Annotated in this window: 12 protein-coding genes and 2 pseudogenes; 10 read left to right on the top strand and 4 right to left on the bottom strand. The window is 61.6% G+C overall.

The features are described from left to right. Nucleotides 1–10 precede the first annotated feature (10 nt). From V3W40_RS30920 to V3W40_RS30875, 10 genes are read left to right on the top strand one after another with little or no spacing between them, the layout of a single operon-like run. Nucleotides 11–391: an integrative conjugative element protein, RAQPRD family gene (locus tag V3W40_RS30920; protein ID WP_330208459.1), complete on the top strand. Its 381-nt coding sequence runs from the start codon at nt 11–13 to the stop codon at nt 389–391. Beyond that, nucleotides 388–621, top strand: coding sequence for a TIGR03758 family integrating conjugative element protein (locus V3W40_RS30915; protein WP_003050225.1), 234 nt, complete (start codon nt 388–390; stop codon nt 619–621). The genes V3W40_RS30920 and V3W40_RS30915 overlap by 4 nt, the downstream gene beginning before the upstream one ends. 16 nt (nt 622–637) lie before the next feature. Beyond that, nucleotides 638–997, top strand: coding sequence for a TIGR03745 family integrating conjugative element membrane protein (locus V3W40_RS30910; RefSeq protein WP_003474267.1), 360 nt, complete (start codon nt 638–640; stop codon nt 995–997). Between the two features lie 11 nt (nt 998–1,008). Then, nucleotides 1,009–1,419, top strand: a complete 411-nt coding sequence (locus V3W40_RS30905; RefSeq protein WP_330208458.1) for a TIGR03750 family conjugal transfer protein — start codon at nt 1,009–1,011, stop codon at nt 1,417–1,419. After that, entirely contained in the window at nt 1,416–2,105 is a 690-nt protein-coding gene (locus tag V3W40_RS30900) for a PFL_4703 family integrating conjugative element protein (RefSeq protein ID WP_330208457.1), read from the top strand. Before V3W40_RS30905 ends, V3W40_RS30900 begins: the two co-directional genes overlap by 4 nt. Continuing rightward, nucleotides 2,102–3,028, top strand: a complete 927-nt coding sequence (locus V3W40_RS30895) for a TIGR03749 family integrating conjugative element protein (protein ID WP_330216297.1) — start codon at nt 2,102–2,104, stop codon at nt 3,026–3,028. Before V3W40_RS30900 ends, V3W40_RS30895 begins: the two co-directional genes overlap by 4 nt. Next, complete coding sequence (locus V3W40_RS30890; RefSeq protein WP_330208455.1) at nt 3,018–4,448, top strand: TIGR03752 family integrating conjugative element protein; 1,431 nt, start codon at nt 3,018–3,020, stop codon at nt 4,446–4,448. The genes V3W40_RS30895 and V3W40_RS30890 overlap by 11 nt, the downstream gene beginning before the upstream one ends. Then, on the top strand, nt 4,429–4,872 hold the full coding sequence (locus V3W40_RS30885) for a TIGR03751 family conjugal transfer lipoprotein (RefSeq protein WP_330208454.1): 444 nt from the start codon (nt 4,429–4,431) through the stop codon (nt 4,870–4,872). Before V3W40_RS30890 ends, V3W40_RS30885 begins: the two co-directional genes overlap by 20 nt. Further along, the gene (locus tag V3W40_RS30880; RefSeq protein ID WP_330208453.1) at nt 4,872–7,736 is read left to right on the top strand and encodes a conjugative transfer ATPase; all 2,865 of its coding nucleotides are present in this window, start codon (nt 4,872–4,874) and stop codon (nt 7,734–7,736) included. The genes V3W40_RS30885 and V3W40_RS30880 overlap by 1 nt, the downstream gene beginning before the upstream one ends. Before the next feature lie 15 nt (nt 7,737–7,751). Next, nucleotides 7,752–8,531 (top strand): DsbA family protein, encoded by a 780-nt coding sequence (locus tag V3W40_RS30875; protein ID WP_330208452.1) that lies wholly within the window; start codon nt 7,752–7,754, stop codon nt 8,529–8,531. Between the two features lie 152 nt (nt 8,532–8,683). Here the strand turns inward: V3W40_RS30875 and V3W40_RS30870 are convergent, their stop codons facing one another. The 4 genes and pseudogenes from V3W40_RS30870 to V3W40_RS30855 all read right to left on the bottom strand — a co-directional run. Beyond that, entirely contained in the window at nt 8,684–9,040 is a 357-nt protein-coding gene (locus tag V3W40_RS30870) for a hypothetical protein (RefSeq protein ID WP_330216296.1), read from the bottom strand. A gap of 27 nt (nt 9,041–9,067) precedes the next feature. Next, nucleotides 9,068–10,159: pseudogene (locus V3W40_RS30865) on the bottom strand (IS630 family transposase). 197 nt (nt 10,160–10,356) lie between these two features. After that, nucleotides 10,357–10,824: a hypothetical protein gene (locus tag V3W40_RS30860; RefSeq protein ID WP_330208450.1), complete on the bottom strand. Its 468-nt coding sequence runs from the start codon at nt 10,822–10,824 to the stop codon at nt 10,357–10,359. A gap of 457 nt (nt 10,825–11,281) precedes the next feature. After that, a pseudogene (locus V3W40_RS30855) lies at nt 11,282–11,582 on the bottom strand (hypothetical protein); the annotation flags it as partial.

Genomic DNA, 11,582 nt, shown 5'->3' with positions numbered 1-11,582 from the left:
GAATGGCGCGATGGTGGCTTCGATCTGGCTGCGCGCCGCGCATTGCGGCGTGCCCACGTTTCTCGTGACGGCCCTCTTGATGGGGCAGTCCCCGATGGTGTTGGCCGAGTCTCCGGCACAGCGCCAAGAGCTGGTCGCCGCCCTGCGCCAGCTCGATGCGCTCGAGCGCACCGTCGCGAACGGCGCTACGCATGCTCCCGTCGAACCGGGCGAGCGCTACCACTTCGACTACCAGCGTCTCCTAGCTGATCTGGCGCGCGTGCGCACCGGCATCCAGGACCATCTCACGCCCTCACGTGCCCAGCCGCGCGATCCCTCCGAACTGGCCGGCGACTACAGCACCGAGCGGGCCGTCGAGTCGCCGACGACGACCGCCGAGGGCAAGCCATGAACGGCGCCCAGGTCTCGGCATTTCAAGCCAACAGCGGCATCGCGCCTTCCGCGATGGCGACCGTCCTGGTAGGCGTCGTGTTCGCGGTCCTGCTCGTCTGGGGCGTCTGGGCCATCCGAACGGCCTACGTGGGATGGTCCGAGAGCCGCCTCAACCAACGCCAGTTCCTCGGCGTGTGCATCCGCTTCGTCGCGATGTACCTCGTCCTGAGTTTCTTCCTCCTCTCCTGACCTGAAAGGACTGACCATGCAAAGCCGCATCCTCACTTCCCGTCTTGCTCAGCGCGCCACTGTGGCCCTGGGCGCAGCCGCGCTGCCCGCGCTGTCGTTCGCACAGGGACTGCCGCAACTGGAGAATCCCACGCGCGGCACCGGCAACGGCATCATGGAGACCATCCGCAATTACGGCTACGACATCATCATGCTCGTGGCCCTCCTGGTCGTGGCGTCGATGTTCATTGGCGTGTGCTACCACGCATACGGCACCTACGCGGAAATCCACACCGGTCGCAAGACCTGGGGCCAGTTCGGGCTCACGGTCGCCATCGGTGCCGTGCTGCTCGTGATCGGTATCTGGCTCCTAACCGAAGCCACCGGCATCCTGTAAGGGGACTGGCCATGTCCGAGCACCAACACGTCCGCGCTGACGGGACGGTGACGTTCCTCCCGCACCGGCTCAACCGCCATCCCGTTGTTGTGCGCGGCCTCACCGCCGACGAGCTGTGGATTTGCTGCGGTCTGTCCGGCGGCGCCGGCCTGCTGGTCGGCGCACCACTGTCCTGGATGTTCCGCACGATCGCGCTCGCGCCTACGTTCGTCGTCCTGGGCGTGGCCCTCGGCGTGTTCATCGGCGGAGGCATCCTGCGCCGCCTCAAGCGCGGGCGGCCCGATACCTGGCTGTACCGGCAGTTGCAGTGGCGGATCGCCACGCGCCATCCGCTCGCAGCTGGCTGGGTGGGCGGCCATGTGCTGATCTCGCGCTCGGGCTTCTGGTCCACCCGCAGGTCCATGCCTAGGGGCGCACGATGAGCCGTTTCAAGAATGAGATCACCCATCTGCAGGCGCACATCAAAACGCTTCGTCTGGGTGTTGGTGCACTGGTCATGGTCGCCCTGGTCATGGGTGGCGGCTGGTGGAATGCACCGCGCGACCTGACGATTCATGTCCCACCGGACTTGCGTTCGGGCAGCACCCGCAAGTGGTGGGAAGTGCCCCCCGAATCGGTCTATGCCTTCACGTTCTACGTGTTCCAGCAGTTGAATCGTTGGCCGACCAATGGCGAAGAAGATTACCCGCGCAACCTGCATGCGCTCTCACCGTACCTCACGCCTTCCTGCCACGCCTTTCTGCGTGCCGACTTCAATTACCGGCGCAGCACGGGCGAACTGCGGCAACGCGTGCGCGGCATCTATGAAATCCCTGGCCGCGGCTATGGCGATGATCCCACCGCCCGCGTGCGCGTGGTCTCCGACCGCGACTGGGTGGTGACGCTGGACATCAGCGCCGACGAGTACTACGGCTCCGAACAGGTCAAGCGTGCCCTGGTGCGCTACCCCATCAAAGTCACGCGGGTGGATGTCGATCCCTCGCGCAACCCATTCGGCCTGGCGCTCGATTGCTATGACGGCACGCCCCAGCGCATCAGCGCACCGGAGCCGGCCCGTCCAGCGGCTGGCGGCCTGCCTGCGCAAGCGCCTCAAGGAGAAACACCATGAAGCACTCTGTACTCTCGCTGCTGGGGCTGCTGGCCGTGGCCTCGGCGCCTGTGGCCCAGGCCGTGGAGATTCTGCGCTGGGAACGCATGCCGCTGGCGGTGCCGCTGAAGGTTGGCCAGGAGCGCATTGTGTTTGTCGACCGGAACGTACGCGTAGGCGTGCCTGCGGGCGTGGGCGAGCGCCTGCGCGTGCAGAGCGCGGGCGGCGCGGTGTACCTGCGCGCGAACGAGCCGATCGAACCCACGCGACTGCAACTACAAGACGCCGACACCGGGGCATTGATCCTGCTGGACATCGCGGCCGAGCCGGCCAAGGAAGGCGAGCCGGCATTGGAGCCGGTGCGTATTGTCGAGGGCGCTGCGCCCTCCGCGCGCTACGGCGATCAGCCGGCCGATGCCGACGAGGCGCCAGCATCCGACAATCGCCAGGCGGCCGCGCGGCCAGCCCGGCGCGAAACGCCTATCCCGGTGGTGCTTACGCGTTTTGCCGCGCAGAACCTGTACGCGCCGCTGCGCACCGTGGAGCCGCTGCAGGGCGTCATGCGGGTCAACCTGCGCCGTGACCTGGACCTCGGCACCTTGATGCCGACGCTGCCGGTGCGCGCCACCGCACTCGCCTCGTGGCGGCTGGAAGATCAGTGCGTGACGGCCGTGCGCCTCACCAGTACCAGCACCGGCTGGATCACGCTCGACCCACGCGTGCTGCAAGGCGAATTCCTCACCGCCACCTTCCAGCATGAGGCACTCGGCCCGCGCGGCACGCCCGAGGACACCACCGTTCTGTACCTGGTGACGCGCGGGCACGGCCTCGCGCAGTCGCTCTTGCCCGCCATCCAGAGCTTCGACTCGGCCACACATTTGCCGCAGCCGGAAGCCAACACCGAGGACCCGAAGGACGACAAGGAGGCCAGCCATGCGCAGTAACGGACTCCTGAAGTGGCTGATGATTCCTGTGGCCCTGCTGGTACTGTTCGTCGGCATCCGGCTGTTCTCGAGCGGCGGGTCGTCTGCGCCGTCCCAGGCCGACACGGGTAGCCGACTCACGCCCGAAGAGATGAAAGCATTGGGCATTGCGGGCGATACCCCGCGCGACACCGTGGCGACGCTCGTTGCCCAGGTGAAGCAACTGCGCACCGAGCTTCAGACCGCGCTGTCCGACAACAAGTCCCAGCGCGAGGAAAACCAGCGCCTGCGCCAGCGCGAGAACTCGATCGACCAGCGCATCAACTCGGCGCTGGAGGCCGAGCGCTCCAACCTGCGTCGCGACCAGCAGCAGGCGACCAGCGAACGCCAGCAGACCGAGGGTCTGCTCGCCGACCTGCAGCGGCGTCTGGATAGCATCGGCGGACGCGGGGGCGGTCAGACCGATCTGCCCGTGGGCCTGGGGCTGCGCGACGGCGACGAGGCCGGGATGGAAGGCGGCATGCGCTGGGTGGATCCGGACGACAAGAAGCCCGTCGATGGGCGCAATGGCAGCCGTGGCACGGGTGGCGGCACGAGCTTCCCGACGAGCTTCGGACCGGCGCAGAGCACGCTGGACACCACGGCGGAAACCGTGCCGAAGGCGGGCGAAGGCGCCGCCCACGTCAAAAGCACCAAGCCCGTCTATACCGTGCCGACGAACTCGACGCTCATGGGGTCGGTGGTGATGACGGCGCTGATTGGCCGCGTCCCGATCGACGGAACTGTGAACGATCCGTACCCCTTCAAAGTCCTCGTCGGCCCTGACAACCTCACCGCCAACGGCATCGAAATCCCTGACGTGGCCGGTGCGGTGCTCAGCGGCACGGCGTCGGGGGACTGGACACTTTCATGCGTACGCGGCCAGGTGCGCAGCATCACCTTCGTCTTTCATGATGGAACGATCCGCACGATTCCCGAAGATCGCGACGGCAACCAGCAAAACAACCAGCAGCAAAACTCACAAAGTGGGGGCCTGGGCTGGATCAGCGATCCCTACGGCATTCCCTGCGTCAGCGGCGAACGGCGCAGCAATGCACAGCAATACCTCGGCTCGCAAGCCCTCATCACGGCGGCCGGTGCCGGCATGGCCTCGCTCATCAAGAGCGACAGCGGCCAGATGTCCTACGTGGGCTCGGACGGCTCTATTGGCACCATAGGCATCACCGGTCAGGAAGCGGTCGGTCGGATTCTCGCGGGCGGTGTCCAGGAAATGTCGAACTGGGTCAACAAGCTGTACGGCCAGGCGTTCGCCGCCGTCTATGTCCAGCCCGGCGCCAAGGTCGCCGTCCACCTCGAAAAGCCGCTCGCCATCGACTTCGATCCCGAAGGTCGCAAAGTTGATCACCGCGCAGGAGAAAACCATGCTCTCGAACTTGACTAAGGGCGTTGCGCTGGCCCTCCTCCTCGCGCTGCTGGGCGGCTGCGCCACCAGCAAGGAGGATCTGCTGACCCACGGCGACCGCTCGATGATGGACATCTGGCAGCAGAAGACGGGCGACGGCGCAGTGGGTGAGACCGGCCAGGTGGCGCGTCGCCAACTGGTCGATGCGCGCCAGAGCCTGCGCCGGCCGCTGACCGATGCCGACGTGCAGGCCGCACCCGCCGAGCAGATCCGCTACACGCGCACGGCGCGCAACGAGATCTATCGCCAGTTCCATCGCCTGCCCAATCCCGACATGGTGATGTACGTGTATCCGCACCTCGTCGGGACCGATCCCGTACCCGTGCCCGGCTACACCACGGTTTTCCCCTTGTATCAGCGCATCCAGTACGCCATGCCGGGCGAGCGCGTGGAGGACTACTGATGCGCTGGAAACTTCCCTGGCCGAAGCTGGCCGCTTCCGGCGCTGGCGATGAAGAGCAACCGGACGGCTGGCTGCGCCATGCCGAGGCATTGCGCAAGGCCGGCATTCCCGAACCCGGTGCCGCAGTACAGGGCCCCAGGCCGGCAACCTTGGCCGACGAGCAGGCGCTGTACGACGTTGCGCCGTCCTTTGTGGAACTGCTGCCCTGGGTGGAGTTCCTGCCCGAGTCGAAGTCAATGCTGCTGGAGGACGGGCAATCGGTGGCGGCCTTCTATGAGCTGGTGCCGCTGGGCACCGAGGGCCGGGAACCCGGCTGGCTCGCGCATGCCCGCGACGCTTTGGAGAATGCGCTCCAGGACAGCTTTGATGAACTGGATGAGAACCCCTGGGTGCTTCAGCTCTACGCCCAGGACGAACCCAGTTTCGACCAGTACATGCAGACCCTGCATGACTACGCGCAGCCACGCGCGCGCGGCACCGCGTTCACCGAGTTCTACCTGCGCTTCTTTGGTCATCATCTGCGCGCAGTGGCCAAGCCCGGAGGTCTCTTCGAGGACACGGTGGTCACGCGGCTGCGCTGGCGCGGCCAGACCCGGCGCGTGCGCATGGTCGTCTATCGCCGTTCCACCGGCCAGGCGAGCCGCCGTGGCCAGACGCCGGAGCAGATGCTCAACATCGTCTGCGACCGCCTGTGCGGAGGACTGGCGAACGCTGGCATCCAGGCCCAGCGCATGGTCGCAGCAGACGTTCACGACTGGCTACTGCGGTGGTTCAACCCGAATCCCGAGTTGCTTGGGCCAGGTGCCGAGGACCGCGAGCGCTTCTACGCGCTGGCGCGGTACCCCGACGAAGCTGAGAACGGCGAGATCGAACTGGCGAGCGGGCGGGATTTCAGCCAGCGGCTGTTCTTTGGGCAACCACGTTCGGACGTTGCGCAAGGCGCTTGGTATTTCGACGAGATGCCGCACCGCGTGCTAGTCACTGACCGGCTTCGCATGCCACCGGGCACGGGGCACCTGACCGGCGAGACCCGCAAGGGCGATGCGATCAACACGCTGTTCGACCAGATGCCCGAAGACACGCTGATGTGCCTGACGATGGTCGCCACGCCGCAGGACGTCCTCGAATCAGAACTGAACCACCTGGCGAGAAAGGCTGTGGGCGAGACGCTTGCGTCCGAGCAGACGCTCAAGGATGTGCATGAGGCGCGCTCGATGATCGGAAGCGCGCACAAGCTCTACAGAGGCGCCCTGGCGTTCTATCTGCGCGGGCGCGACGAAGCCGAACTGGACCGGCGCGGCCTCGATCTTGCGAACGTGATGCTCAACGCCGGCTTGCAGCCGGTGCGCGAGGACGACGAGGTGGCGCCGCTCAACAGCTATCTGCGCTGGCTGCCGTGTTGCTACAACCCTGGCCTGGATCGGAAGAAGTGGTACACGCAACTGATGTTCGTGCAGCATGCCGCGAACCTATCGCCGGTGTGGGGGCGCAGCCAGGGCACAGGGCATCCCGGCATCACGATGTTCAATCGCGGCGGCGGGCCGATCACCTTCGACCCCCTCAACAGGTTGGACAGGCAGATGAATGCCCACCTCTTCCTGTTCGGACCGACGGGCTCGGGCAAGTCGGCCACGCTCAACAATCTGCTGAACCAGGTCACGGCGATCTACCGCCCGCGCCTGTTCATCGTGGAGGCTGGCAACAGCTTCGGGCTGTTCGCCGAGTTCGCGCGCAAGCTCGGCCTGACTGTCCACCGCGTCAGGCTCGCGCCCGGGGTGGGCGTGAGCCTGGCTCCCTTTGCGGACGCACGCCGACTGATCGAGACGCCGAGCGACATGCAAACGCTCGATGCAGATGCGCTGGACGAGGAACAGCCACAGGACGCCATAGAGGCAGACGAGCAGCGCGACGTGCTCGGCGAGCTGGAAATCACCGCACGCCTCATGATCACCGGCGGCGAGGACAAAGAGGAGGCACGAATGACGCGGGCGGACCGCTCGCTGATCCGCCAGTGCATCCTCGATGCGGCTGAAAGCTGCGTTGGCGAGAAGCGTACGGTACTTACACGCGACGTACAGGGCGCGCTGCGCGCACGCGGCAGCGACGCCACGCTCCCGGAAATGCGGCGCGTGCGCCTACTGGAAATGGCCGATGCCATGGATATGTTCTGCCAGGGTGCCGACGGCGAGATGTTCGATCGGCCCGGCACGCCGTGGCCCGAAGCCGACATCACGTTGGTCGATCTCGCAACCTATGCCCGCGAAGGCTACAACGCCCAGTTGTCGATCGCGTACATCAGCCTCATCAGCACCGTCAACAACATCGCCGAGCGCGATCAGTACTTGGGCCGCCCGATCATCAACGTGACCGACGAAGGCCACATCATCACGAAGAACCCGCTGCTCGCGCCCTATGTCGTGAAAATTACCAAGATGTGGCGCAAGTTGGGCGCATGGTTCTGGTTGGCGACGCAGAACATCGACGACCTGCCGCGTGCGGCCGAACCCATGTTGAACATGATCGAGTGGTGGATCTGTCTGTCGATGCCGCCCGATGAGGTCGAGAAGATCGCACGCTTCCGCGAACTCTCGCCCGCGCAGAAAGCGCTGATGCTTTCCGCACGCAAAGAGGCGGGGAAATTCACCGAGGGCGTGATCCTGTCGAAGTCGATGGAGGTGCTGTTCCGGGCCGTTCCGCCAAGCCTGTACCTCGCGCTGGCGCAAACCGAACCCGAGGAAAAGGCCGAACGCTACCAGCTCATGCAGCAGTTCGGCATCAGCGAGTTGGACGCCGCCTTCAAGGTGGCAGAGAAGATCGACCAGGCGCGCGGCATCGATTCGCCGGCCCTGGACCTGCCGCAATAGCCGCCGGAGAAAGCCATGACGCCCAAACGTCCTTCCATTCCGATACAGGTGCAGGCGTTCCGCCGCAGGCGCTGGTGGCCTCGCTGGCTCTGGTGTTTGGCCGCTGCGCTGCTCGCCCTACTGCTGATCTGGCTATGGTCCAGGTCGCCCGGCGAATCCATGCCGCAGTCTCCCGTGCCGGTCAATACTGCACAGGTAGCTGGACCTCCCTGGCAGTTGGGCAACCCCGAGGGTCGTTTCACGTTGACGCTCTATGCGGACCTCGAATGCCCATTCTGCCGGTCCTACTTCCCGCTGCTCAAGCGTTGGGTGAGCGACAACGCGGACGTGGCCTTGCAATGGCACCACATGCCACTGGCCGCGCACGAACCAGCTGCCTCAACCGAAGCACGTCTGGCGGAATGCGCCGCTGAGTCGGGTGGGCATGCTGCCTTCTGGCAGGCCATCGAATGGGTCTATGGCCATACGCGCAGCGACGGACAAGGCCTGCCCGACGGCCTGCGATATCCCGACCTCACGCCAGCCATGGAGCAATGCCTGGCGAGCGAGCGGCCCGAGGCAGCGATACGCGCTCAGGCCGCCGAAGCCACAAAGAGCGGCGTGACTGCCACGCCATCGGTCCGGCTGCATGATCGTCAAACCGATCAGGCAATCCTGCTTCAGGGGCCGATCGAGGGCGATTCTCTGCTGTCGGCCATGGACATGCTGTCAGCCAATACGGCTGTGCATGCACCCGCTGCTCCAGCGAACCCCAAAACGGAAATGCCTGCCGACATCGGCGACATGCCTAGATAGCCGGCGTTCAAATCAATCGGTACCCTGAGACATCGGCCTTGATAAATTTCAGCATGGATGAATTTGTGGTTCTAGTGTTCTGTCTCACAAATAAAGTTCCTCATACCTGTAAGGCCATTGCCTGACGGGCTCGTTGTATCTTGTTCAAGCATTCATCCTTCATACTGAAGCCGGCTCACGCCGGGCTTCTTGCATCTGTCCGGTTGAACCATCGAACCTCCCAGTCCTGATGAAGGCCTTTTATCCGTCACCACCATCACCGCCGTTCCCTCCATTTCCTCCGTCGCCTCCTGCTCCACCATCGCCGCCATTACCACCTGCCGCACCGCCACTTCCAGCACCACCGTTTCCACCATCTCCGCCAGATGCGCCTGCCCCACCAGCTCCGCCGGCGCCTCCATTTCCACCAGGCCCGCCATTGACTCCGGCACCTCCGTCGCCTCCACGTTCTCCATTTTGACCAGGACCGCCTGCGGCACCCGCGCCGCCATTTTGACCAGGCCCTCCATTCGCACCGGAGCTAGTGGCCTGAGCGGTTAATCCATTAATTTATTTTTTATCACGCTCAGCTTCGCTTTATGTCCCGAACTAATGATGGCCTCAGCCGTTTTATTCCACTTGAACGGCTTGGCTGAATGCTCATTGTGAGCCTCGATAAATTGGCGGATAGCGACTTTTAGGTCGGCGACGCTGGTGAAGGCACCCCGGTATAGCGCTCGTCTTTCCAGTTGTGCAAACCAGCCTTCCACGGCGTTCAGCCAAGACGCGCTGGTTGGTGTGAAGTGCAATTTGAAACGCGGATGCTTTTCCAGCCACTGCTTGATTGCAGCAGTTTTGTGGGTCGAACTGTTATCTAGAATCACATGCAGATCCAGTCCGGCTGGCGTGCTGCGTTCAATCTGTTGCAGAAAAGCCAGAAACTCCTTGGCTCGATGGCGCTGGGTAATCCGTCCGATTAATTGGCCGGTCAGGATGTCGAAAGCCGCGGATAGACTCGCCGTACCATGGCGCTTGTAATCATGGGTCCGACGCTCAACTTGACCTGGGCGTAGCGGCAGCATCGGTTGGGTGCGATCCAACGCCTGGATCTGGGTTTTCTCGTCAACCGACAACACCAGGGCGTTATCCGGTGGGTTCAGATAGAGCCCGACCACGTCGACTACCTTGTCGGCGAAATGAGGATCGTTGCTGATTTTAAAGGTCTTCAGACGATGGGGTTTGAGGTCGGAAGCGGCCCAGACCTGCCGCACCTGCCACGTGGTAACCCGCGCATACTTGGCCATCAAACGGACGCTCCAGTGAGTGGCTTCCTGGGGTACACGCCGGGTGGTCAGTGTCAGGATTTCGTTGATTTTATCGGGCCCAAGTTTGAGTGGCTGACCGCTGCGCGGCAGATCGCTCAACCCTTCGATTCCCGCCTCCAGATAACGTTTTCGCCACTTGAATACCGTCGGCGGCGTGACCTGCAACTGCTCGCTGACGGCCTTGGGCGTCAATCCGTCAGCCAGTAGAAGCAGGATGCGCGCTCTCTGGGCGAGGCTCTATTCCAGCGTAATCATACGCAACCAACCTTGCAGGGCGATGAGACCGGAAGGCATTAAAGCGAAGGGGGAAGTCGGTCGGGCCATGCGTATAACCAATCCATGACATTGGACGCACAGTATATCGTTACCATTAGATAAATGAATTAACCGCTCAGCCCACTAGCGCCTGAACTGCCCCCGTGAGCCCAAGAAATAAAGATTGTCACAATACCCCTTGTATGTAGAGGCCTCCATGGAGAAATCGAGCGTTTGCAAATTAAAAAAGGATGTCACAAATATTGTCAGTTCATAATATCAAGGTGTTTTTTCAGAAGAATAAAGGTTGTCACAGCGGAAGAGCACCAGAAGATAAGTCCGAGTGGGGAGCAAAATGTAGTGGTCAACCAATCCCGAATCAGAGTATCGCTAGCACGAATAAGCGAATCCTCTCCACCAGCTAAGGACAGCGCCGATACAGCGCGAGCTTGGCTAAACAGCTGAAGGCCTTCTACATTTAAGCTTTGCCCTTCGTCCAGGCTGTCTTGCAAGTCAAAATACTTCTCATCTAACTGTGCAGCTAAAGCATCTAGCCCAGAAACCTGATCAGTCGTCAGTTTATTGACAGATTGTAGATACCTAAGAGACTCGGCAACAATAGAAACTTTTACTGGGCAGGCCTGCAAAGCAAGTTCGCAAGCCACTTTTACAGCACGTCTTCGTTGCTCCTCACTGACTACCTTAAGTTTTTCTACAAGGCTTTTCTCAACCATTTCTAAACGCATAATTATTGTTGAGTCTCTGGCAGTGGTTTTAATGGCGCGGACACATCCTGTGCGCTCTTTAAACTACGATTGCCAGAATGTCAGACAGACGCCATATTCATCGAGAAGATCGTCAGCAATTTCAAACTGAAATACCTTCTCTGGAAAGGCATCGGATAACGCGCGCTTTCAATATCTAGTTATCTGTTCAGAAAATAAATGACAAAGACGATAATCTTCTTCCGACAGGCCCACTTTAAATACGGGTCGGCCCGGTGCATCCTCCCACTTTGAAAAGAACTGATTTATTGAAAAAATATTTCTGTATCGTTCAACGTCTCTACGCGATGTACTTTGTTCCAACACACTAGATTCGGTCTCAACCAGCCCGTTCAAATGAAATTTTTGCGGATCGTATTGCTGAGCGTTAGGCAGCCAGAAAATGTGACCATTGACCTCAATAAAATCAGGAGAGAGCAAACCCAGAACAGAAATTGCCTGGCTCTAATGAAACCAAGTGCCCTACATATGAAAAAAACTCCCCGGAGCCAATATCTGAAACAAACAAACTCAACGACTCTTTAACCGACTGAGGAACATTTCCCTCAAAAACCTTTGTATCACTTCCCTTTTTGAGAAAATATGTTCCATTCGGAGCTTGGTTCCATTCGACCACCTTAATCCGAGAGTTAGGGATGGTCTGAAGTAGGCAGCTATTTCTCAACTGCTGAGCCATAGCGGTTTCAAAAAACGGCAGCCGTTCAAAA

The sequence above is a fragment of the Pseudomonas sp. AM8 genome (genome assembly GCF_036346475.1).
In the GTDB taxonomy this organism is placed as follows: Bacteria; Pseudomonadota; Gammaproteobacteria; order Pseudomonadales; family Pseudomonadaceae; genus Aquipseudomonas; species Aquipseudomonas marginalis.
The sequence above is the reverse complement of the archived record's forward strand: the minus strand, read 5'-3'. Positions and strand labels throughout refer to the sequence as shown.